Source organism: Clostridium neonatale (assembly GCF_001458595.1).
GTDB classification, from domain to species: Bacteria; Bacillota; Clostridia; order Clostridiales; family Clostridiaceae; genus Clostridium; species Clostridium neonatale.
The window spans coordinates 575,092-600,574 of the sequence record NZ_LN890328.1 but is presented as its reverse complement, the minus strand read 5'-3'; the positions used below and the strand labels follow the sequence as shown (position 1 = coordinate 600,574).

18 protein-coding genes and 2 pseudogenes are annotated in these 25,483 nt (G+C 28.8%); 5 read left to right on the top strand and 15 right to left on the bottom strand.

What is annotated here, in order from left to right; genetic code table 11:
• Position 1 precedes the first annotated feature (1 nt).
• Positions 2 to 1,009 (bottom strand): phosphodiester glycosidase family protein, encoded by a 1,008-nt coding sequence (locus BN2920_RS09860; RefSeq protein WP_230132128.1) that lies wholly within the window; start codon positions 1,007 to 1,009, stop codon positions 2 to 4.
• 14 nt (positions 1,010 to 1,023) lie between these two features.
• A complete protein-coding gene (locus tag BN2920_RS09855; protein WP_058294842.1) occupies positions 1,024 to 5,322 on the bottom strand; it encodes a 2-hydroxyacyl-CoA dehydratase in 4,299 nt (1,432 codons plus the stop codon).
• Between the two features lie 152 nt (positions 5,323 to 5,474).
• Between BN2920_RS09855 and BN2920_RS09850 the strand changes: the two genes are divergently transcribed.
• The gene (locus BN2920_RS09850) at positions 5,475 to 5,822 is read left to right on the top strand and encodes a tetratricopeptide repeat protein (protein ID WP_058294841.1); all 348 of its coding nucleotides are present in this window, start codon (positions 5,475 to 5,477) and stop codon (positions 5,820 to 5,822) included.
• A 119-nt stretch (positions 5,823 to 5,941) separates the two neighbouring features.
• Here BN2920_RS09850 and BN2920_RS09845 read toward each other — a convergent pair whose 3' ends face one another.
• The 3 genes from BN2920_RS09845 to BN2920_RS09835 all read right to left on the bottom strand — a co-directional run bounded on the left by BN2920_RS09845 (position 5,942) and on the right by BN2920_RS09835 (position 8,674).
• Entirely contained in the window at positions 5,942 to 6,595 is a 654-nt protein-coding gene (locus tag BN2920_RS09845) for a transglutaminase-like domain-containing protein (protein ID WP_058294840.1), read from the bottom strand.
• Between the two features lie 161 nt (positions 6,596 to 6,756).
• Positions 6,757 to 7,395, bottom strand: coding sequence for a recombination regulator RecX (gene recX, locus BN2920_RS09840; protein ID WP_058294839.1), 639 nt, complete (start codon positions 7,393 to 7,395; stop codon positions 6,757 to 6,759).
• 31 nt (positions 7,396 to 7,426) lie between these two features.
• Positions 7,427 to 8,674, bottom strand: coding sequence for a M16 family metallopeptidase (locus BN2920_RS09835; protein WP_058294838.1), 1,248 nt, complete (start codon positions 8,672 to 8,674; stop codon positions 7,427 to 7,429).
• 197 nt (positions 8,675 to 8,871) lie between these two features.
• Here BN2920_RS09835 and BN2920_RS09830 point away from each other — a divergent pair, with 197 nt between their 5' ends.
• Together BN2920_RS09830 and BN2920_RS09825 are read left to right on the top strand one after the other, a co-directional pair.
• Positions 8,872 to 9,543 (top strand): response regulator transcription factor, encoded by a 672-nt coding sequence (locus tag BN2920_RS09830; protein ID WP_058294837.1) that lies wholly within the window; start codon positions 8,872 to 8,874, stop codon positions 9,541 to 9,543.
• Entirely contained in the window at positions 9,543 to 11,066 is a 1,524-nt protein-coding gene (locus BN2920_RS09825; RefSeq protein ID WP_058294836.1) for a sensor histidine kinase, read from the top strand. Before BN2920_RS09830 ends, BN2920_RS09825 begins: the two co-directional genes overlap by 1 nt.
• A 74-nt stretch (positions 11,067 to 11,140) precedes the next feature.
• Here the strand turns inward: BN2920_RS09825 and BN2920_RS09820 are convergent, their stop codons facing one another.
• The 7 genes from BN2920_RS09820 to BN2920_RS09790 form a co-directional block, all read right to left on the bottom strand.
• On the bottom strand, positions 11,141 to 12,463 hold the full coding sequence (locus BN2920_RS09820) for an IS3 family transposase (RefSeq protein ID WP_058293045.1): 1,323 nt from the start codon (positions 12,461 to 12,463) through the stop codon (positions 11,141 to 11,143).
• A gap of 135 nt (positions 12,464 to 12,598) precedes the next feature.
• Positions 12,599 to 12,778, bottom strand: a complete 180-nt coding sequence (locus BN2920_RS09815) for a hypothetical protein (protein WP_058294835.1) — start codon at positions 12,776 to 12,778, stop codon at positions 12,599 to 12,601.
• A gap of 38 nt (positions 12,779 to 12,816) precedes the next feature.
• The gene (ymfI, locus tag BN2920_RS09810) at positions 12,817 to 13,560 is read right to left on the bottom strand and encodes an elongation factor P 5-aminopentanone reductase (protein WP_058294834.1); all 744 of its coding nucleotides are present in this window, start codon (positions 13,558 to 13,560) and stop codon (positions 12,817 to 12,819) included.
• 115 nt (positions 13,561 to 13,675) lie between these two features.
• The gene (locus BN2920_RS09805) at positions 13,676 to 14,608 is read right to left on the bottom strand and encodes a dipeptidase (RefSeq protein WP_058294833.1); all 933 of its coding nucleotides are present in this window, start codon (positions 14,606 to 14,608) and stop codon (positions 13,676 to 13,678) included.
• A gap of 28 nt (positions 14,609 to 14,636) precedes the next feature.
• Entirely contained in the window at positions 14,637 to 15,569 is a 933-nt protein-coding gene (locus BN2920_RS09800) for a metallophosphoesterase (RefSeq protein WP_058294832.1), read from the bottom strand.
• A 149-nt stretch (positions 15,570 to 15,718) separates the two neighbouring features.
• Positions 15,719 to 16,954 carry a serine hydroxymethyltransferase gene (glyA, locus tag BN2920_RS09795; protein WP_058294831.1) on the bottom strand — a complete coding sequence of 412 codons (1,236 nt, stop codon included), beginning with the start codon at positions 16,952 to 16,954 and terminating at the stop codon, positions 15,719 to 15,721.
• 409 nt (positions 16,955 to 17,363) lie between these two features.
• Complete coding sequence (locus BN2920_RS09790; protein WP_058294830.1) at positions 17,364 to 18,632, bottom strand: N-acetylmuramoyl-L-alanine amidase; 1,269 nt, start codon at positions 18,630 to 18,632, stop codon at positions 17,364 to 17,366.
• 201 nt (positions 18,633 to 18,833) lie between these two features.
• Here BN2920_RS09790 and BN2920_RS09785 point away from each other — a divergent pair, with 201 nt between their 5' ends.
• Together BN2920_RS09785 and BN2920_RS09780 are read left to right on the top strand one after the other, a co-directional pair.
• Entirely contained in the window at positions 18,834 to 19,589 is a 756-nt protein-coding gene (locus tag BN2920_RS09785; RefSeq protein WP_058294829.1) for a threonine/serine exporter family protein, read from the top strand.
• Positions 19,590 to 19,619: 30 nt separating this feature from the next.
• On the top strand, positions 19,620 to 20,072 hold the full coding sequence (locus BN2920_RS09780) for a threonine/serine exporter family protein (RefSeq protein WP_058296888.1): 453 nt from the start codon (positions 19,620 to 19,622) through the stop codon (positions 20,070 to 20,072).
• A gap of 42 nt (positions 20,073 to 20,114) precedes the next feature.
• Here the strand turns inward: BN2920_RS09780 and BN2920_RS09775 are convergent, their stop codons facing one another.
• The 3 genes and pseudogenes from BN2920_RS09775 to BN2920_RS22595 all read right to left on the bottom strand — a co-directional run.
• The gene (locus BN2920_RS09775; protein WP_058294828.1) at positions 20,115 to 20,576 is read right to left on the bottom strand and encodes a hypothetical protein; all 462 of its coding nucleotides are present in this window, start codon (positions 20,574 to 20,576) and stop codon (positions 20,115 to 20,117) included.
• 854 nt (positions 20,577 to 21,430) lie between these two features.
• Positions 21,431 to 23,791: pseudogene (locus BN2920_RS22600) on the bottom strand (pyruvate carboxylase); the annotation flags it as partial.
• Positions 23,792 to 23,809: 18 nt separating this feature from the next.
• Positions 23,810 to 25,087, bottom strand: a pseudogene (locus BN2920_RS22595) (ATP-binding protein); the annotation flags it as partial.
• Positions 25,088 to 25,483: the final 396 nt, after the last annotated feature.

Genomic DNA, 25,483 nt, shown 5'->3' with positions numbered 1-25,483 from the left:
CCTATTCTTCAACGTAAAATGCTGTAGCTACAGATCGTTCTCCATCCCAAGCATTTGGTGAATTAATTACTTCATCTTTATAATACATTGTTGAAGAATATCCACCATCTAATGCTGCCGCATTTACTGCTCCTCTACTAGCCATAATTTCTTGTACATCATAAAGACTTGCTCCAGGATTTGAAATTTTTCTTCCATCAATAACTAAAAATATTACTGTTCCATCTTCTTTTTGTCCTATAGCAGTTCTTGGGTTTAGTCCTTCTGCCATTTTATCTTTAATCTGCTTCACACCATTTATTATTATATTAGGTGGTCTAAAGCACATTCCTTCCTGAACATTCATATCAATTAATTCATCATAAGAATGACTTCCAACTACTAATTGTCCTTCTTTAGTAAATGCGATAACATTTTCTTTATCTTTTGAATTTAAATCTGTCATCTGAGGATATAGAAGCTTTCCTCCACTTATTACAAATCCTCCAGGGATTGCTCCTGTACCTGCATATAAAGTACCATCATCAGATTTATCTATAAAAGCGCCACCATTAATAGCTGCTATTGCATTATTATCTTTTGCCATTTCACTAGTTTTTTGCCCTGTTTTTCCTAAGTACTTTGTCATTGCTACTTTTATTTTAAGAGGATTTTTTATTTCTAATAGATATGCATCATATCTATCCGTATTTATATCATATCTTTCAATTTCTGTGCTTGTAGAATGTTTTATTTCAATATTTTCTATTTTCTGTGCAACTTCTTTTTCCTTTTTAGGTTCTGCTTCTATTCCCATCATTTTATTTAATGTTTCTTTAGAAAAAAAATCTGTCAAAAGGTACTCATGTCTGGTAGCAAGTAATGTTGATACAAATGCTTTTCTAGTATTTTGATAAGGTCCTAAAAATAATACTAATGGTGTAGTTATAATTAAAAAGAGAAAAATATATATTGTTCCTAATAAACATGTAATTAAATTAAAATGCTTTTTTTCAGATTTCTCAGGCATTAGTATCTCCTTCATTAAGTCAAACTAATTTTGTTATGATATTGTATTTCTTCTTGTGATTCTTCACTTTCTTTAAAGTTTATTTCATTATTTTGAAGATTTTTAACTGCTACAGAAAGCATTAATTTTATTCTATTTAATTGATTTACATGAGATGCTCCTGGATCATAATCTATTGCCACTATATTAGATTCTGGATATTTCTCTTTAAGTACTTTCATCATACCTTTTCCTGTAACATGATTAGGTAAACATGCGAACGGCTGTAAACACACTATATTCTTTGTTCCGCTTTTTATTAGTTCTATCATTTCTGCTGTTAAAAACCATCCCTCACCAGTCTGGTGACCAAGTGATAAAATTGGTGACGCCATATTGGCTAATTCCTTGATATGTTTAGGTCTGCTAAATCTGTTGCTATTCTCTAACTCTTTTTTCATTACTTTTCTATATGTTTCCATATAGAAAATAGCCAACCCGCTTACAGTTTTTGCCACTTTACTCTTTCCTAAATATTCAGCCTTAAATTTATTATCATATGCTGAATAAAAGAAAAAGTCTAATAAATCTGGAACTACTGCTTCCGCACCTTCATCTTCTAATATTTTTACAATATCATTATTGGCTGTTGGATGAAATTTAACGAGTATTTCACCAACAATTCCAACTCTCGGCTTATTTATATTAAATAAAGGTAATTCATCAAATTCTTTAATAATTTCTTTTATATTTTTATTAAATTCTGTTTTACTTCCATTAACTATATTTGCTTTTGCTCTTTCATTCCATTTGTTATAAAGTTCATTTGCAGAATCTTTTACTTTTTCATAAGGTCTTGTCCTGTATAAAACTGTCATAAATAAATCACCATATACTAAAGCCATAAGTGCCTTTTTTATAAGTTTTGGTGTAATATTAAAGCCTGGCTGTGTTTCAAGACCAGCCACATTTAGTGAAATTATAGGGACATTTTCAAATCCAGCATGCCTTAATGCTGCCTTTAAAAATCCTATATAATTAGTGGCTCTACATCCACCACCTGTTTGACTCATTATAAGAGCTGTTTTATTTAAATCATATTTACCAGATTTTAATGCACTTATCATTTGTCCTACAACAATTATTGAAGGATAACACGCATCATTATTAACATATTTAAGACCTTCTTCTATCGCTTCAGCATCATTTGATGGAAGTACTTCTATATTATATCCAGCTGCCTTTCCAGCTACTTCAATTAAATTAAAATGAATTGGAGACATTTGAGGTGCTAAAATAGTATAATCTTTTCTCATTTCTTTTGTAAATACTGGATTTTTATAACTTATTTTCTCTTCTATAGGTTTATAATTTTTTCTTTCTCTTTCTTCTATTGCAGCTTTTAAAGATCTTATCCTTATTCTAGCGGCACCTAAATTATTACCTTCATCTATTTTTAAGACAGTATATATTTTCCCTTTTGATGATATAATTTCTGAAACTTGCTCAGTAGTTACTGCATCTAAGCCACATCCAAAAGAATTTAACTGAATTATTTCAAGACAAGGTTCTCCTGCTATTAATGTAGCTGCCCTATAAAGTCGTGAATGATAAACCCATTGATCTACCACTCTAAGCTTTTCATTTAAACATTCAATATGGCTTATGCTATCTTCTGTAAGTACTGCCATACCAAAAGAATTGATCATATCTGGAATACCGTGATTTATTTCTGGATCTATATGATATGGTCTACCACATAATACTATTCCTTTTTTATTATTCTTCCTTAAATACTCTAAAGTTTCTTCACCTTTTTTTTGTATATCTCTCTTATAAGCTTCTCTTTCTAAAACTGCACTTTTTACAGCTTCTTTTGCTTCACTTAAAGTAACATCAAATTCCTTAAATTCTTCAACTATCCTTTTAGCAAGCACATTTTCATTATCCAATGAAAAGAATGGAGCTATATACTTAATTTCATTAATTTTTAATTCATCCATATTATTCTTTATTACTTCTGGATATGAAGTTACCATTGGACAGTTATAGTTGTTCTGACTGTCTTCAAATTCTTTCTTTTCATAAGAAATACATGGATAAAATATTGTTTTAATATTTTTTTGTATTAAATTCATTATGTGTCCATGTGCAAGCTTTGCTGGATAACATGCTGATTCTGACGGAATAGTCTCAATTCCAAGTTCATATATTTTTTTGCTTGATGGATTTGATAATATAACTCTAAAACCAAGTTTAGTTAAAAGAGTAAACCAAAAAGGATAATTTTCATACATATTTAAAACTCTTGGTATTCCTATAGTTCCTCTTTTAGCCTCTTCCTCTTTTAGCGGCTTGTACCCAAATGTTCTTTTATATTTATAATCATATAAATTAATTTCTTTTTCTTCTTTTTTCTTTTCAATTCCAAGTCCACGTTCACATCTATTACCAGAAATAAATTCCTCATCTGTAGAAAATTTATTTACAGTAAGAAGGCAGTTATTTCCACACATTCCACATCTTCTAAATGAGCTAGTCATTTTAAATTGGTCTATTTTTTCTTTTGGCAATAGTGATGTTGTTCTGCCTTCTAAATATCTTTCTTTTGCAATAAGTGAGCATCCAAATGCCCCCATGAGACCTGCTATATCAGGTCTTACAGCCTCTCTTCCAGATATAATCTCAAAAGCTCTCAAAACAGCATCATTATAAAAAGTACCACCTTGAACAATTACCTTTTCACCAATATCATTTTCATCTCTTAATTTTATTACTTTAAATAATGCATTTTTGATTACAGAATAAGAAAGTCCAGCAGAAATATCACAAATTTGTGCACCTTCCTTTTGTACTTGCTTCACTCTTGAATTCATAAATACTGTACATCTAGAGCCTAAGTCTACAGGTGCTTTAGATAATAATGCTTCTTTTGCAAATTTATCAATTGGCATACCTAATGATTTTGAAAAGCTTTCTATAAATGATCCACATCCAGATGAACATGCTTCATTAAGCATTATACTGTCTATAGCTCCATTCTTTATCTTTAAGCATTTCATATCTTGTCCACCAATATCTAAAATAAAATCTACCCCTGGCAAGAAATAATCTGCTGCCTTATAATGAGCAATTGTTTCAATTTCCCCTATATCAACATGAAGCGCTGCTTTAATTAATGATTCTCCATATCCTGTAACAGCACTATTAACTATTTTTATGGAAGAAGGAAGTTTTGAATATAAATCTTGAAGTATTTCTACTACTTTCTTTAATGGATTTCCTTCATTACTTCCATAGTATGAATATAATAATTCTCCGGCTTCATTTATTAAAGTAACCTTTGTTGTAGTAGATCCTGCATCTATTCCTAAATAAGCTTGTCCTTTATAGCTTTCCATAGGACATCTTTTTACTACAGATTTATTGTGTCTATTTTTAAAATCTTCATAATCTTTTTCACTTTCAAAAAGTGCTTCTAGTTTATTTTCATTATCTTCCTTGAGATTAGTTATATTATTTACTTTATTAACTACATTTTTTAATGTTGTTTTCATATTATCAACAGCCAAAAGTGCTGCTCCCATAGCTACAAATAACTGTGAGTCATCTGGTATTATTATTTCATCATCTTTAAGTTTAAGAGTCTCAATAAACCTTTCTCTTAATTCTGATAAGAAAAATAATGGGCCACCAAGAAAAGCGACTTTTCCTCTTATAGGCTTACCACAAGCTAATCCTCCTATTGTTTGATTTACAACCGCTTGAAGTATTGACACCGCTATATCTTCCTTATTTGCGCCTTCATTTATTAGAGGTTGTACATCTGTCTTTGCAAAAACTCCACATCTAGATGCTATTGGATATATAACATTATAACTTTTTGCATATTCATTAAGACCTGCTGCATCTGTATTAAGAAGTGATGCCATTTGATCAATAAAAGCTCCTGTACCACCTGCGCAGCTTCCATTCATTCTCTGCTCTATTCCATTTTTAAAATATGTTATTTTTGCATCTTCACCACCAAGTTCTATTACAACATCTGTTTCTGGTATAAATGTTTCTACTGTTTTAGAACATGCTATTACTTCTTGTACAAAATCAATATTAGTCCACTTTGATACAGATAACCCTCCTGAACCTGTTATGCTTATTTTACATTCAACATTTCCAATTTTGTCATAACATTCATTAACTAATTCTATAATTGTACTGCGTATATCAGAATTATGTCTTTTATATTGACTATATTCTACTATGTTTTCTTCATTTAATACTACTAATTTTACTGTTGTTGAACCTATATCTAATCCTATTTTATAAATATTCATCCTTATTATTTCACCTACTTTGTAACATTAAATTCACATTTTCTATCGTTTTATCTTTTTTGAAAATCACAACTATGTATATATTTCTTTATATGTGGATATACTTGTTAACACATAAATTATTTATTGCAAAGTACTTTTAGGAGGTTAAAATGAATCACTTTAATGAAGGTAATAAATTTTATAATACACAAGACTATCGTCGTGCAATTGAATGTTATAAAAAAGCTGCTAGCGAAAATCTAAATGAAGCATGTTCATATTATAATATCGGTGTTTGTTTAATTAAATTAAGAGAATATAATAGTGCAATAGATGTACTAAAAAAAGCTATTTCCATAACCCCGGAAAGTAAATACATATTTAACCTTGGATACTGTTACGCAATGCAAGAAATAACACCAAAAGCTCTTTATCTATTCAATTTAGCATGGTCAATAGATCCTAGCGATAAAGAATGTGAAAAAGCAGTTAATCTATTACTATCAAAAATAGTATAAATTACAACTTCCTTATACTTAGTTAGAGATTAAAGCTGTTATAGCTTTAATCTCTAACTAAGTATATATACTATTAAGTTTCAACTAAAACTAATGACTAACATATCTTACTTATTAGTTTACCATTCCCCAATAATTTCTTTATTTATATGCTTATCAAAATTTTCCGAATCAAAATAATTACCACCATTATAAAACGTAGTATCAACATTAATCCATTTCTTTTCGTCACTTAAATATACCTGGTTCCATGCATGTGATACATATTTGCTTCCATCATAAGCTTCTCCAATCACTAATCTCACCTTAAGATCCACACTTCTAGCCATTGCAACATATAAACATGCATAATCAAAACAAATACCACTTCTATCTCTAAAAGCGTATATTGCTCCACTTTCCACTGTTTCATCATTAGAATTTAATACTTTTTCTGCTTTATTATTATCGTATTCTATATTTGAACCGATCCATACATATAAATCTCGTGCTTTTTCTCTATCATTTGTAGCACTTTCAGTGACCTTCTTTGCTTTTTTTTCTATTATACTATTTGATCTAATTCCATCTTCTACAGTCGTTCCATTATAAATTACATTTGGAGTATCTAATCTTTTATCCTCTACATAGGAAACTTTCTCATTATCTCTTGAAAAATTATTTAACAGTAACGTTACTGTATTCTTTTCATGAAAAAAGATTTTCATAATAGCTGGAATTAATAATATAACCACTAGAGCAATAAATTTCAACAATATATTTTTCTTGTTCATGAAACTTCCTCCAGTATATCATTGTATATTTTATATTATTATTTAGATATTAATCTGTTTATAGGTATATAATTCTTATTTTATAATTTATGCATGTACTTAACAAATTATTATATCTATATTCCATTATATCAAATATGCTGAAAATTTTTAAGCTTATTTTATTCAAATTCATCTAATGACATTATTTCTTTTACAACATCTTTTACAATGTCATATGCATATCCTCTAGAAATTAGAAACCTATATAGCTTTCCAGATAATTTATAATTGTCACTTTCTTTTCTTCTTATAGACTCATACTTTTTCCTTCCTACATTTAATGCTACTTCTTTTTCTTCATTTTTGTCAACTTTAATTAGATTTTCTTCAATAATATCCTTAGCTATTCCTTTTTTCATTAAGTCATATTTTATCTTTTGGCTACCTTTAGACGAAAGCTTATCTTTTATAAATGCTTTTGCATATGTATTATCATTTATAAAATTATATTCTTTTAAAAAATCTATACTATTATTAATTTGTTTTTCTTCATATCCTTTTTGTTTTAACTTATCTCTTATTTCTTTTTCTGTTTTATAACTTCTTTCTATTATTTTGATAGCACTTTCTTTACATCTTATATATGATTCCTTTTCTGCTATCTCTTGAAGTTTTGATATATCTACATCATCTTTTACTTTAAGATTTTCTTTGTAAACAAGCTCAGCATTTATAGCTAATGCATATTCTCCATCCAAGTAGATATTTACTCTATCTTTATTATTTTTTTGAATTTCTATTTTTGTTATCTTTGGCATATTTTCACCTTTCTTAAATATTGAATATGAATTAATTATCTTCTGATTTTAATATATGAACCGTAGGGCTTTTCAAAACCAACTTACTTACTTCTTTAATTTTTCTTTTATCTAGTTCATTTAATCTATGCATATCTTCTATAAACTCAAATATGTCTTCATCTTCAAGAGCTTGGTGTAATATATAATTACATAATTCTGAAGAGTCCTCTAATGTAGAAATAACAGCTGTTTTATGAACTTTTTTCATTATCTCTAAATCTCTATCGCCAAATTCTATTTTTCCATCAACTATATTTTTTATTGTTTCATCAATAGCTTCTTTTGCTTCTTCAACATTCTCTCCACTCACAGCAGTGTAAATATATAATGTTTTAATGTTTTTAGTAATCTCTAAATGTGTGTATATATCATATGCTAATCCTCTATTTTCTCTTATTTCTCTAAATAATAAAGAATTAGAGCTTTCTCCAAGTCTATGGTTTAATATTCTTAGTGGCAGCTCATATTCTTTTTTTAACCCATTAAAAGTAAATAAATAAACAATTGTACTTTGCTCAATATCTTTTTTATACCCAATTTCTATAATTTCTTTATTATCTTCTAGGATAATTTCACACTTTTCTTTTTCATCTCCTGACCATATTCCAAAATACTTTTCAATTAATTTAATAGCATCATCGTGACTTAATGGAGATACAAAGCTCACTATGGAATTCTTAGGAGTATAATTTTCTTTATAATAATTAAATAATTCTTCTCTTTTAAAATTTTTTACATTTTTTTTAATGCCAGTAACTTCATATTTAAGAGCACTTTTTTCAAACGCTGTTTTATTTACACACTTAAAACTTAAATCTTCTATATCATCTTTACTTGTTTTTATTTCTGATAAAATCACGCCTCTTTCTTTCTCAATTTCTTCATCATCAAATGAAGAATTTATTATCATATCACCTAATATTTCAACTGCATTATGTATCTCCTCAGCTAAACAGCTTATCGTATATACAGTAACATCATAATCAGTATATGCATTATATTCTCCACCTAAAGATTCCAAATCACTATTAAGTTTTTCGTCATTGCGTGTATCTGTTCCCTTAAATAATAAATGTTCAATAAAATGACTTATTCCCTTTTCATTCATTTTCTCATATAATGCTCCAATTTTTATTCCTACATTTATAGCTGCAATTTGTGTGTCTTTATGTATAGTTAATACTTCTAATCCATTCTTTAGTTTATGTCTCTTTATATCAAAATTCAATTGTATCATATTTTTCCACCTTACATTTAAATTACTTTTCTATACTACTAATAATACTTTAAAACACAATAATATTCACTATCTTTTTATACTTATGCTAAAATACATGATAAAATATAATTGTAATATAGTTGACTTATTTTTATTGTATTATTAAATTAATATAGTATAATGTATAATTAATATTTTAAAATGGAGGAGTTAAAATGAATAAATCTATTTTAATTGTAGAAGATGAATTAAGAATAAGATTTTTACTTAGAGATTATTTGATGAAAGAAAACTTTAATGTTTTTGAAGCTTCAGATGGTGAAGAAGGGCTTATTGCTTTTAGTAGTCAAAAAATTGATTTAGTAATTTTAGATATCATGATGCCAAAAATGGATGGCATCACTATGCTGGAAAAGTTAAGAGAAGTTTCTACAGTCCCTGTTATACTTCTTACTGCAAAAGGCGAAGAAGAAGATAAACTTCAAGGATATGACTATGGAGCTGACGACTATATAACTAAACCATTTAGTCCAAAAGTCTTAATTGCCAAAGTTAAAGCTCTATTAAAAAGAACACGAGATAATTTAGATTCTAGTTATCAAGAATTTAATGGTCTTACAATTAATAAACTTTCGCACGAAGTAAAAGTTGATGGAACTGAGATACTATTATCCCCAAAAGAATATGAACTCATAGTTTATCTAATAACTAACGAAGGCATTGCCCTAAGCCGTGATAACATTTTAGATAATGTATGGGGATTAGATTACTATGGTGATATACGTACTGTAGATACAAACATTAAAAGGCTAAGAGAAAAATTACTTTCTAAATCTAACTGTATTGTTACTGTTCGCGGAAGCGGATATAAATTCGAAGGTAAATAATGAGATATCGTTTATCTAAAAGATTATTTGGAATAACACTTTCCTTAATGCTTGTTTTAATGTTTTTAACCTATTTTGCTCAAGCCTTTTTATTTGAAAAATTTTATTCTTATAAGAGAACCATGAGTTTGGTTCATGAAGTTAATAAATTTAGTACTTTATATTCAATGCATATTTCTGAGCCTGCAGAAATATATCCTGTTTTAAAAAAATTTGAAAATGATAATAATGCAAAAATTCTTATATTATCATTAGATGGCTCAATAATTTATTCACCTAACCAGCTATATACTGATAAGGAATCATTTAATGAATTGACTTCTTTTTGTTCTGAGCTTATTAATAATAAATCACTTATTAATGATGTGACACGAAATTCAAATACCCGTTATACAACATTCTATAATGCCAGCAGTGACTTACAAAAAATTGGTGTTATCGCACCCATGTCATTAAATTATAAAAATGATAGTTTAATATTTTGCGTTTCTTCAATACAATCTATAAAAGAAGCATCGGAAGTTATTGATGAATTTTTAATTTATTTATTTTTAGGATTAGTTGCTATTTCAGTAATACTTTCTTCAATATATTCTAATTTAATATCTAAACCATTAGTAACATTAACATATGTAGCAAATAAAATGTCTAATATGGACTTTTCAGTCACCTGCTCAACTAATAGAGAAGATGAAATTGGAAGTCTTGCTAAATCATTAAATTTTCTTTCTAATAATCTTCAAACGGCTCTTTTAGATCTTCAAAAGAAGAATAAGAAGCTTGAGGAAGATATTGAAAAAGAACGTGAACTTGAAAATATGAGAAAAGGATTTGTAGATAATGTAAGTCATGAATTAAAAACACCAATCGGAATCATTGAAGGATATGCCGAAGGTCTTAAAGATGGTATCGTTACGGGAGAAGATGCTAAACTTTACTTAGAAACAATTATTGATGAAGCTCAAAAAATGGGTATTTTAGTTTCAAATATGCTTGAATTATCCAAATTAGAATCTGGAGTAATAAAACTCTCACCCGAAGCCTTCAATATAAACAGATTAATAAAAAAAATATTAGCTAAACATACACCTAATTTTGAGGAACATGATTTTAAAGTTAATTTTACTTCAACTAATCCATATAGCTATGTTTATGCTGACCCCTTTAAAATGGAACAGGTAATGACTAATCTTGTTACCAATGCAATAAAATATACGCCGCCACATAATACAATTAATATAGCAATTGAAGAAGAATTACATAGATATAAAATAATAGTTCAAAATCTTGGAACTTATATTCCAGAAGATGAAATTGATAAATTATTTGATAAATTTTATCGTTTAGATAAATCAAGAGAAAGAACCCAAAAAAATAGTACTGGACTTGGTTTAGCTATTGTAAAAAACATCTTAGAACTTCATAAAAGTGAATTTAAATTTCATAATATTGATGAAGGTGTGGAATTCTATTTCTATTTAGAGAAAATAGTTTCCCCTGAAGATAATGACGAAATAGAATAATATAAAAAAGACAATTAATATTCAAATTACTTTATAAAGTGGACCCTTTGTCAAGGACAATAAAAAAAAGATGCTTATGCCGCTGAAAGCTGATTTCTGTATTCTACAGGAGTCAGCTTTTTTAAATTCCATTGACAACGATGATTATTGTAGTAATCAATATAATCATTAATAGAATTCTCGATGTCTTCTAATGTAGTACAACTCTTATAATCAACTTCATCTTTCAGATGGCCGAAGAAAGATTCTTGAGGGGCATTATCCCAACAATTACCGCGTCTAGACATAGATTGTCCAAGATTATTTTCTTTTAATAATTTTTGATATTTAGGACTAGTATAATGAACTCCTTGATCCGAATGAATAAATGCATCATTAGATGGTTTAAAATCTTTATTAGACATTAAATTACGTATGGTGGTCATAACTATATCTAATTCCAAACTATTTGATACATTATAAGATAATATTTCATTAGTTGAAGCGTCTTTTATGGTTGACAAATAAGCCATCTGGTTAGCACCATATGGTAAATATGTAATATCAGTAAGAAGTACTTTTCCAGCTACCCCTTGTTTAAAGTTTCTGTTAAGAAGATTCGGAACAACTCTATGCTCTTTTGTTGCTTTAGCCATTCTTCTATATGGATTAGCTTTTCTTATTGGGCAAAGTATATTATATTTTCTCATAATCCTTTGAATACGCTTTCTATTATATGTAATACCAAAGCTATTTTCTAAAGTCATTTTAATTGAACGTGATCCTTTCTTGTATCCCTTAAAATTAAATGCTTTTAGTATATTATTTCTAAGGACTATATCATTGTTATCACGTTCGATTTTTAATGATTTACTTTTTAAATATCTATAATAACCCGAACGTGAAACTTCAGCTATAGCACATAAATGTCTAATACTAAAGTTATTTATAGAACCTTTAGCCAAGTTTTCTATTAAGTAAAATGCTTCTGCTGCAATTAATTTACCTTTTCTCACCTGCCTTTCTTGCAGCTCTAATTTTTTTAACAACTCAACCTCAGCTTTTAAATATTCAATCTCAGCATTTTGTTTTGCTATAATATCGTCTTTAGTTAGTTCACGCTCACGCGGACGACCGCTATTATTACGACGAGTATCATCTAAGCCAAGAACTCCATTTTCTTTATAAGCTTTTTTCCATCTGCTTGATGAACAATCGATACGTTTTAAACCAATTACCTCAGCATCAAATCCAGCTTCTTGAAAAATTACTCTTGGAGATTTTCCGTTATTGTATTCTGCTATAAAATGAATTTTAAATTCATTAGTATATGTAATAGCTTTATCACTAATTTTTTTAACATACTTATTTTTAGATAAATTCTTGATTTCTTCATTTGAAAATGTCTTCTTACTCATTAATTAAATCACCTCATAAATTTATTGTACAAAAAAAGACTCTATATAGATAGACACTCTTTTATTAGTGTCTACTATATAGGGTCCATTTTATTAGAAAGCTACGAAATTAATTGTCTTTTTATATACTAATATTTAGTTTTCCTGTAATAATTTTTTTAGTTTATTTTGAACAAGCCATAATTTCTTTTGTTTTCTGTTATATGAAACCATTATGTTCCTATTATTTTTATTTGCATTCATTTTATCCATATATGTTTCATCTGCTATTTTCAAAGCTTCTTCAATTACCAAAAGTTCATCCTTAGTGAACATAAAATTTCCTCCTAATCATTACTAACTAAGTTTATTATCTAGATAAATCCACCATCTACTCGTATCACTTGTCCTGTTATATATGATGATTCTTTACTACATAAAAATACTGCAACTTTTCCTATTTCAGATGGCAATCCAAATCTCCCCATAGGTATCTCTTCTTTTAAACTTTCTCTACTTTCTTCATCCAGCATTGAATTCATTTTAGTATCAATCACCCCTGGCGCTATTGCATTTACTCTAATATTTGACATAGCCATTTCTTTTGCAAGTGCTTTTGTAAATAAATTAATTCCTCCTTTTGTTGCTGAATATAACACTTCACATGACGCACCTACTTCTCCCCACATAGAAGAAATATTTATTATATTTCCTACATTTCTTGAAATCATATGTGGAAGAGCCTCCTTGCTTAGATAAATAGCACCCATTAAATTTGTATTTATTATTTCATTAATTTCTTCTTCTGAAGAATCCATAAATAGACCCATAAGGCTTATTCCTGCATTATTTATAAGTATATCAATTTTTCCACTTTTACTTATGACTTCATTAATTATATACTTGCAGTTTTCAAATGAATTAACACTTTTTTTTATTAAAAATCCATATCCATTTACCTTATTAATTTCTTCTAAAGTTTTTTTTGCTCCATTATCATCTTTTGAATAATTTATTGCTACAATTGCGCCTTCCTTAGCAATCTCAATTGCTATATTTCTGCCAATACCTCTTGAAGCACCAGTAACTAGTGCAACTTTTCCTTCTAACTTACGTATTTTAATTACCTCTTTCTAAATTTAAAATAAATTTTTAATACAATGCATTTTAATATAATTGTTATATCGAAGATTGTAATTTATCCTTTTAAAATTATAAACTAAAACAATTATTTTATAAAGTTTCTTTAAAAACTCTTAAAACATTTTTATAAAATATTTTTTCCATTTCATTTTCACTAAATCCAGCCTTCTTTAATGCCTCATATAACTTTGGAAATTCTGATGAATCTTTTATCTCAACTTGATTTTCTATTCCATCAAAATCACTTCCAAGTCCTATTACATCAATTCCTCCTATATTTTTTATATGCTTAATATGTGTAATCATTTCTTCTATAGTTGATACAAAACTTTCACCTAAAAAATCACTTGCAAAATTTATTCCCATAACTCCACCTTTATCAGCTAATTTTTTTATCATATCATCTGTTAAGTTTCTTGGATGATATGTGATTTCTCGTGCATTAGAATGTGTAGCTATAAATGGCTTTTTACATATATCAACTAGGTCATAAAAGCCTCCATCTGATAAATGTGATGCATCTGGAATTATTCCAAGCTCTTCGCACTTTTCAACTATTTCTTTACCTCTAGGTTTTAATCCTTTCTCTTTATATTTAAAATTAATATTAGGATATCCTATTGAATTTTCAAAATTCCATGTAAGTGTTATGAGTCTTATTCCTTTATCATATACATCTCTTAGATTATCTATGCTTCCTTTTAAAACTTCACCTTCTTCAATCGAAAGAAATGCGCCTAATTTATTATTTAAATTCGCTTTTTCTAATTCATCTACATTTCTCACTATCTCTATTTCTTTTGAATTTTCTTGTATTTCTTTTATAAAATTATCATACATATTCAAAAAATATTTGTATGGATCTGAAACTTCTGATAGCTCTATAAAAAAAGCAAATACTTGTGCCATGCATTCCCCTTTTTTTAATTTTTCAATATCAATACTAAAGTCATTTTTCTTTAGCTTTCCTTTTTCTTCATACATTCTCATTGCAGTATCACAATGCAAATCAATAAATTTCATAAAACTCTCTCCTTACTCATTATAGCAATTATAAGTTTCTTGCGTATTCAAAATATTTTTCTATTTTCTCAGGACCACCAATAATATTCTTTTTTACAAATAGAATATTATTATTATCAACCTCTATTCTCCATTTAACTAATGATATTAATCCATTTTTTATTTCTATTGTAGTAATTGAGGATGGAAAAACGCAACATCCATCATTAAAATATAACCCTTCAGAAACCTTTGGAAAAATATCGTTATGTGTATGTCCACAAATAATAATCTTTCTTTCTTTTTTAGCTACCTTTTCTAACATCATATCAATCTTTGTTCCTTTATCATAATTACTTGATGGACTTACAGGCTCTTTGAAACCAGCAATACCTTCCATTGGGCGCCATATATATCGTACTAAAAACCTGCTAATTCTCCATAAGTCGCAATTCATAAAATCAACCTGATGTCCATGAAAGGCAAGTATCTTTTTCCCTGCTGGAATATATTTTAATACTATTCCTTCATAAAAATCTATATTTTTATATAAATTTAATAAGTCTTTCCCAAATCTTCTTCCTATTTGTTTAAAAATTTTTTCCTGCTTCAAAATAAAATCTTTATCAGCTTTTGCCATATCATGATTTCCAAATACCATATATAAATTTTTTTTCTTATTAAATTCATTAAGTATTTTAAATATATCTCTGTAATTGTATGCTATATCAACAAGGTTTTTATTCTTCCATAATTCATCTCCGTCACCAAGTTCAATTAATTTATAATCATTTCTCAAATAATAATTTATTGCCGCCTTATATATATTTCTGTTTTGCCTTAATGAATCAGAGTATCCACCATCCCCCCTATGAACATCACTTATAAATACTATTTTGGATTTTTCATCAAATTCTATATCCGCACCAAATTGTTCTATTCGCTTTATAAAGTTTTTACTTCTTGAGCAATTATTTCTCATTTTAATATATATCATCTCTTTATTAATTCTTTTTATTATTATATGAATTCTTTTTTTATATAATATAAAAGTCTTTCTAGTTAATATAAAACAATCTAAAATTAAAGGAAGCTATTATAATTAATAGCTTCCTAAACTTTTATCACTTATTATTCATATAAAGGATATTTATCACATAAAGCTTCAACTCTTGCTTTTAATGGTGATAAATCACCTTCTCTATTTTCTATTGCTTGATTTATTATATCAGCAATTTCTGCCATATCTTCTTTCTTAAATCCTCTAGTTGTAATTGCAGCAGTACCTATTCTGATTCCTGAAGTAACAAATGGACTTCTTGTTTCATTAGGAACTGTATTTTTATTAGCTGTTATTCCAACTGAGTCTAAAAGTGCTTCTGCTTCCTTACCTGTTATATCCTTATTATTTAAATCTACTAAGAATACATGATTGTCAGTTCCACCTGATACTATTTTAAATCCTTTAGAAATTAATTGATCAGCTAATTCCTTACAGTTTTCAACTACATTTTTAGCATATTCCTTAAAACTTGGATCTAATGCTTCTTTAAAGCACACAGCTTTTGCTGCTATTATATGTTCAAGTGGTCCTCCCTGTATTCCCGGGAATATATTCTTATTTAAATCTTTAGCATATTTTTCTTTACAAAGAATTAATCCACCTCTTGGTCCTCTTAATGTCTTATGAGTTGTTGTTGTTACAAAATCACAATATGGAACTGGTGATGGATGAACTCCTGCTGCAACAAGTCCTGCTATATGAGCCATATCTGTCATAAGAATTGCTCCTACTTCATCAGCTATTTCTCTAAATTTAGCAAAATCTATAATTCTAGCATATGCACTTGCACCTGCAACAATTAGCTTTGGCTTACATTCTAATGCAATTTTTCTTACATTTTCATAATCAATCATTTCTGTTTCTTTATCAACACCATAAGAAACGAAATTATATAATCTTCCTGAGAAATTTACTGGAGAACCATGAGTTAAATGACCTCCATGACTTAAATCCATTCCAAGAACTGTATCTCCTGGTTTAAGGACTGTAAAATATACTGCCATATTTGCTTGTGAACCTGAATGTGGTTGAACATTAGCATGTTCTGCACCAAATAATTCTTTAGCTCTGTCAATGGCAATTTGTTCTATTTCGTCAACTACATAACATCCACCATAATATCTTTTTCCTGGATATCCTTCTGCATATTTATTAGTTAAGTATGAACCCATAGCTTCCATAACAGCTTTACTTACTATGTTTTCAGACGCTATTAATTCTATTCCTTTTTGTTGTCTATGTAGCTCTTTTTCAATTAAGTCATATATTTCTTTATCTTCTTTTTTGATATTTTCAAAATTCATCTTTTTCACCCCAAATTCATTAATTATATTCAAATTATATGTCAGTTTTAAAAAAATAGCAAATACTTTTAAAGTAACAATCACCACAAGACATTACTATTTATAGTAATATCACTCAAGGGATGCCTCACTTACAAATTTTAATTTGAAATAGAAAAAGTAAGAATAAACGGATAAGAGTTAAGAAAAAATGTGAGCTCTACAGCTTTGATGCATTCACCATTTTTATCTATTCATATTTCTTTATTCTCTCTTCACTTAAAAGCAACATACTTCTCATATTCATTCATATGTGTAAATTCCATCTACCAAAAACAAGTTTTGTTGTGTCACTTAAGTTATAATTTGTGACATCAAAAAAGGAACTGACACAAATCATTTAATGTGACAGCCCCATAAAACATTTATATTATTTCAAATTTTCTGCTACAGCATCAGCTATTAATTTAGCAACTTCCTTTTGTTTATCTGCATCACTACATCTTTCTGCTTCTTCCTCATTTGTGATAAAACCTACTTCAATTAATATTGAAGGCATATTAGTACTCTTAATAAATAATGCTGAATCCTTTATTCCTCTATTATTTAAAGCTAATCCTTCTGCTACTTTATTATTTACAGCTAAAGCTATCTTTTTACTGATTTCAAGTTTATTTGAAACTGCTCCACCTTTAAAATCTTCACCCTGCTCAGCAGAACTATAGTATGTTTCTATTCCATTGGCCTCTTCAGCCTCTGCTGAATTATGATGTATGCTTATAAATAAACTTGCATTTGCATTATTTGCCATAATAACTCTATCTTTAAGACTTTCTGTCAATTCTACCTCTGGTTTCTCATCAGCCTTCCTTGTTAAAATAACGTTATATCCCTTTTGCTCAAATTCATCTTTTAAGCATGAGCTTACTTGCATATTTAATTCCACTTCTGAATATACATGTCCATCTACGGTAGAAGTAGCGCCCTTATCTCCACCATAATTATGACCTGGATCTATAACTATAGTTTTCTTTGCTATAGGAGAAGTAGCCATATTCTTACTCTTATTATCACTTGTACTTATTAACTCATTATAATATTTGTTAACTTCATCTCCATATGTTTTGCTTGGTGCCCAGTTTCCACCAAGAGCTTTTACAGTAACTGCCTTTCCTTTAATCTTGCTAAAATGCCTAGGATCTGTAGTATTTGATTTTGGATATCCAACAGCACCTGCATATAATGCTAAATGATCCAAATGAGCTTTTACGCCATCATCCCAAGTTGAAAATTTTTGATGTGCTTTTGGATCATAATTATCTCCTCCAGATGATATTTTTAATCCACATGGATTCTTATAACTTTCATCTATAACTCCACCAAATTTTCCAAAATTAGTTTCCTTAGCAGCTTGTACATATGCAATTGCCGGATTAACTTGTCCACACTCATTTGAATATTTAAAATATAAATCAGCTAAACTAATAAAAGTTTGAGATGCGCCTTTATTTTTAGCCCATTGTTTAGCTTGCTCTACAGTAGCTTCACTTACAGATACTATATTATGGTCCATATTTTCAGCTTGTACTGATGTAGATGTTGTTCCATAGCTTGTATCTGCTTTTACATTGTAGGCAGTACCAAAAGTTAGTGTCATTCCCAATACCGCAATAAATTTAATAACTTTCTTTTTTAACATTTGCCTCTCTCCTCCCATAAATTATTCTACCATAAAATATATTTTTTTCCATATTAATTTTTTATTAAATTATATTTATTAATTTGAAGCATAATAAATGTATAAATAACTATTTGATATAGTCTCTTCCCTTATTTATAAATCAAAATTTTGTGATATAATGCTAGTTGTTAGATGATAATTTTAGAAAGGAAATGCAATATGAATTTAAATAAATTACTTAAAGTTTCTACTTTAGCTGGTAAAATTCTATTGGAAAGTGGCGCTGAAACATATAGAGTAGAAGAAACAATAGTTAGAATATGTTTGGCCTTTGGTGCTGAAAATGCTGAAAGCTTTGTTATCCCAACTGGAATTATTGTAACAATAACTCATAACGATGAAGTCTCTACATTAGTTAGAAGAATAACTTCTAGAGGCGTTGATTTAAATAAAATAGATAAGATTAACAACCTCTCAAGAAAAATTCAAAATTCTTCAATGTCAATTGACGATTTTAACAGAGAATTATGTATTATAAATATGAATTACAAATATAAACTTATTACAAATTTAATTTGGTCATCAATAACTGCTGGTTCATTTGCTTTATTATTTGGCGGAGATTTTTTAGATTTCTGTGGTGCTTTTATAATAGGTGCAATAATAAAAATAATAGCTTTATCATGTCAGAAATTAAATATAAATGAATTTTTCATAAACTCCCTTTGTGGTGGTATTACTGCATTAATTGCAATGCTGCTTATAAAAATTAATCTTGGTGAAAACCTAGATAAGATAATAATAGGTTCAATAATGCTTCTTGTTCCAGGGCTCACAATTACTAATGCAATACGTGATACCATAGCCGGAGACTTTTTATCCGGGATAACAAAAGGTGCTGAAGCTTTCCTAATTGCTGTATCAATAGCTGTTGGTACTGGTGCTGTCTTAAGTTTACTATTGCCTATTCTATAATAATCTTATGGAGGGAATAATATGGCTAATATGATTTATCAATCTTTTTTTGCATTTTTAGCATCATTGGGTTTTGGCGTTTTATTTAATATAAGAGGAAAGAATCTTTTTTTTGCTGCTTTAGGAGGATGCATAAGTTGGTTTGTATATTTATTCTTTAAAACTAATAACAATAGCGAGATATCCTCACTCTTCATTTCTTCTATTGCTTTTAGTGTTTATTCTGAAATTTGTGCTAGAATTTTAAAAACTCCTGTCACTACAATAATTATTTGTGCTCTTATTCCCCTTGTTCCTGGTGCTGGTATGTATTACACCATGTATGAAATAATAAGTGGTAATTCTTCGAAGGCACTTGAACTTGGTTTAAACACTATTGCAAATGCTGGCACTTTAGCTCTTGGTATAATATTTGTTTCTACAATAACAAAACAAGTAACTAATTTTAAGAAAATTAAAAAGCAATTATTTAATAGAGACTGACTTATAAAATTAAAGTCAGTCTCTATTAAAAGATAATTCTATCTATAATATATCTATTTCTTTTTTTAATTTCTGTAATTCAAACTCTAAACACTTAAGTATGTTATATAATTCATCTATTGAACTATCCTCTATATCTTCGTTATCAGATGTAACTGTAATATTTTCATTATAACATCGACTTCCTGATGCATTAAAAAATAAATCTGAATTATTACTTTCTTCTGGAGTATTTCCATTACTTGTGCAAAATGGATTAGTTACATTCTTATATATTATATTGTAGTATCTTCCTGGTCCACTCTGAAAATACATCTGTTTAGAATTATATGCTATTATAGCATCCCCAATACATTCAAGCCAATTTCCTAATGCACATTGAACATTAAAGGGCAGCTTTTGACATAATATATCTCCAAGAACTTCACTTGTCAAAGTAAATAATCTCGGATGTAATTCTTGAAATCCAGAAAAAATATTTTTACAGTTATAATTATTCACCATTATTTCATCAATTTATCTAATTGCTTCATTGTATATTCTATTCTCTTATCTATAAAACGTGAAAAAAGTGATTACATATAAAATAAATAAGGGACGTAGTAAGTTTATAGTGAAATAGCCGAAATAAAGCTCTCAAATTTGGCTCGCTTGCTACAAAAATGAAGCTAAGAATTCAAACATGAAGAATTCTAAAGCTCAATTTTTGAATGCAAGTCTCCGCCCAATATGAGAGCTTTATTTCTTTGTTTCATCTAAACTCAGAGTATCCGTATTATTGCTGCTATACATAAATACATTTTTAAATTAAGGAATAGTTATTTATAGATGTTAAAGATTTAAAAAGTTAATATTTTATCATTTTTTAAAAGGTATCAATTTATAAGTATAAGGATATATATTCTTAAAAATTTGCTTATTTATTGGGGGATACAAGGGGATAAGTAGTCCCCTAAATTATTATAAGTGATTGAAAACTATATTTTTAGGCATTGAATAATCCTAAAAACATAAATTAGTTATCTATGATTTTAGAGAAAAACAAAGAAATTCAATATATGAATACCCGACTCATATTCATTCGCTGGGTAAGCGATTCACACCAAATCACAGATTTGGGTTCTCTGCTTAGGCGTAGTATTGTATTGGAAATTTCAGCTTTTAAATTCTTTGGTAGAGGCTGTTCCAAAATTGTTTGTCCGAACACTTGCTTTTTGGAGCAAACATTTTTGGGTACAGCCTCTGCCATTAGAATTTTTAGCTGAAATTTCCCTACAATCGAGCCTATCATATATTGAATTTCGGTTGTTATCAACTAAACCATGATTCTACGTCCTTTATTTATGTTCTGAAAAATCTTATTTCAATTTAACTACTAATTGACCACTCTTAACTTGTCTTCCTTCTTCAGCTAAAACTTCTTCAACTTCACCATCACAAGATGCAACAATATTTGTTTCCATCTTCATAGCTTCTATTACTATTAAGCTTTCGCCTTCTTTAACTTTTTGTCCTGGCTCAACAAGCACTTTTATTACTGTACCTGGTATACTTGATCCAATTTCTAGTTTATTAGATGGATCTGCCATTGCAGATAAACTTCCTCCTGCAGATACATTTCTTTCTACTGCTTTGTTATCTTTAATTTTTATTTCTCTTCTATTTCCATTAATTTCATAAATCAGAGTTCTATTGCCTTCTTCATCTAATTTACCAATTTCAATTAATTGAACAATTAAAGTTCTACCTTCAGCAACTTCAATTTCACTTGTTTCGCCTTCATTTAAACCATGGAAGTAAACATCGCTACCCATTCTGCTTACGTCACCATATTCTAAAACAAACTTAATATAATCTTCAAATACATCTGGATATAAAGCATAACTTAACATATCTTTCCTTGATGCTTTAAATTTATATTTTTCTTCTAAATATTTAGATATTTTATCAAAATCCTCTGGTTCTAAAAGTTCACCTGGTCTTACTGTAATTGGCTCTTCACCTTTTAATACAAGTTTTTGTAATCTTTCTGGGAATCCGCCTTCTGGTTGACCCATCATTCCTTTAAAATAAGCAACCACTGAATCTGGAAATGCCATATTTGCTGCTTTATCATATATGTTCTCTGGAGTCAAATCATTTTGCACCATAAAGATTGCCATATCTCCAACCATTTTAGATGATGGAGTAACCTTTATAATATCTCCAAGCATATCATTAACTTTCTTATACATTTTTTTAACACTATTAAATTTGTGTCCAATTCCAAAACTTTCAACTTGTGGTTTTAAGTTTGAATATTGTCCACCAGGTATTTCGAACTTATAAATTTCAGCACTTCCTGATTTTAAATCTGATTCAAATTGTGAATATACTGGTCTTACAGCTCCCCAATAATCTGAAATCTTTTGAACCTTACTTAAATCAATTCCAGTATCTCTATCTGTATTTGAAAGTGCAGCAACTACCGAATTAAGTGCTGGTTGGCTTGTAAGTCCTGACATACTGTTAAATGCTGTATCAACTATGTCTACACCTGCATCAGCTGCCATAAGAACTGTTGCGACACCATTTCCTGTAGTATCATGTGTATGAAGATGTACAGGAATTGAAATTTCATTTTTAAGTGCAGTTATAAGCTTTTTAGCTGCATAAGGTTTTAATAAAGCCGACATATCCTTGATAGCTAAAATATGAGCCCCCATTTTTTCTATTTCCTTAGCTTTATCTACATAATATTTTAATGTATATTTATCTCTGCTTTCATCTAAAATATCACCAGTATAGCATAAAGCTACTTCTGCCACCTTATTACATTCAAGAACTTGCTCAAGTGCAACCTTTATACCTTCTGTCCAATTTAGTGAATCAAATATTCTAAATATATCTATTCCACTTTCTGCACTCTCTTTAATAAATTCTTGTATAACATTATCTGGATAGTTCTTATATCCAACACCATTGGCTCCTCTTATAAGCATTTGGAACATTATGTTTGGAATTCTCTTTCTTAATGAGTCAAGTCTCTTCCATGGAGATTCCTTTAAGAATCTATAAGCTGTATCAAATGTAGCTCCACCCCACATTTCAAGAGAGAATAAATCATTTGCATAAGTTGCTGTAGCTTTCGCAATATTTTTCATATCTTGAGTTCTTACTCTTGTTGCCATAAGAGATTGTTGAGCATCTCTCATAGTTGTATCAGTAAGTAAAAGCTTATTTTGGCTCTTTATCCATTCAACTACACCTTCTGGACCTTTTTCATCTAAAATTTGTTTAGTACCAACAAGTCCCTCTATTGTATCTATCTTAGGGATGTTTGGAACATCATATTCTGTTTTATTTCCTTTAGTTCCATTTACAATTTTCTCTCCAATAAATTTTAATACTCTGTATTCTTCATCAGTTGCTGGTGTAATATCAAATAATTGAGGATTACTAGCTATAAAGTTAGTATCACATTCTCCTCTTTTAAATGTTTCATCATTTAATACATTGATTAAGAAATCTACATTTGTTTTTACACCTGTTATAGTTAATTCCTTAATTGAACGTATTGCTTTTCTTCTTGCATCTTCAAATGTTCTAGAATAAGCGGTAGTTTTTACAAGCAAACTATCATAATAAGGACTTATAACTGCACCAGCAAATCCGTTACCACCATCATGTCTTATACCAAAACCAGCACCATTTCTATAAACATCAATCTTACCTGTATCTGGCNCTACATTTGTTTTTACACCTGTTATAGTTAATTCCTTAATTGAACGTATTGCTTTTCTTCTTGCATCTTCAAATGTTCTAGAATAAGCGGTAGTTTTTACAAGCAAACTATCATAATAAGGACTTATAACTGCACCAGCAAATCCGTTACCACCATCATGTCTTATACCAAAACCAGCACCATTTCTATAAACATCAATCTTACCTGTATCTGGCATGAAATTGTTTGTAGGGTCTTCAGTTGTAATTCTACATTGAATTGCCGCACCTCTTGGTTTAATTGAATCTTGAGACGGAATTCCTATTTCCTTAGAATCTAAACTATATCCTTCTGCTATTAATATTTGGCTTTGTACTAAATCAATTCCAGTTACTAATTCTGTAACAGTATGTTCTACTTGGATTCTTGGATTCATTTCTATAAAGTAATGATTGTTATCTTTATCAACCAAGAATTCTAATGTACCTGCACTTCTGTATCCAACATGTTTAGCTATCTTTAATGCATCTTCACATATTTCGTTTCTTTTTTCTTCAGTTAATGTTAAGGCTGGACTAAATTCAATTACTTTTTGATGTCTTCTTTGAATTGAACAATCTCTTTCAAAAAGATGAACTAAATTTCCGTATTTATCCCCAAGAACTTGGATTTCAATATGTTTTGGTCCTTCGATATATTTTTCTATAAATATATCATCTATACCAAAAGCTTTTTTAGCTTCATTCTTTGCATTTCTATAAGCCTCACAAATCTCTTTTTCAGAATGAACGATTCTCATACCTCTTCCGCCACCACCAGCAGCTGCTTTAACCATAACTGGATAACCACACTCTGCTGCAATTTGTTTAGCTTCTTCTTCTGTTCCTATTGGTCTTTCTACACCCGGAATAACTGGAACATTTGCTTTTTCTGCAACAATTTTAGATTGTATCTTATCACCTAATTGCTCCATCATTTCAGCTTTAGGACCTATAAATTCAATTCCTGCTTCTTCACATCTTCTTGCAAACTCAGGATTTTCTGATAAGAAACCATATCCTGGATGAATTGCATCAACATGCTTTTTTAAAGCTAAATTGATTATTTCATCTATATTTAAATATGCCTCAACAGGACCTTTGCCTTTTCCTATCAAGTATGCTTCGTGAGCTTTAGTTCTAAATAAAGAAGTCTTGTCCTCTTCTGAATATATAGCCACTGTTCTTATTCCAAGTTCATGACATGCTCTAAAAATTCTTATTGCTATTTCTCCTCTATTTGCAACAAGTACTCTTTTAAATTTTCTCCCCAATTAAATGCACTCCTTTGTGTTTAATTTCTATAATATATTTTTATAAATTTTTAAATAATGCAATTTACAAATCTAAATACTGCAAAACTAAATGCATTAATAGTGTTAATTATAACACTTTCCTTATAAATATTCACTATCTTTTTTTATTTTTGCAACCACATAATACAAATTATAGCATATTTTTTTATTAATTCTAGATAAAATATATAATTTATCATTTTACAAAAATAATTGCATTTTTTTAATAAATCATTTAATTATATGTATATTTTCGAACTATATTCTTTATATTATTATTATAGTTCGTATTTTTTACAATTTAACATTACTGTACAATCTATAATTACGCATAATTTGTAAAAATAGAAATTTATTAACTATAGAAAAAAGATA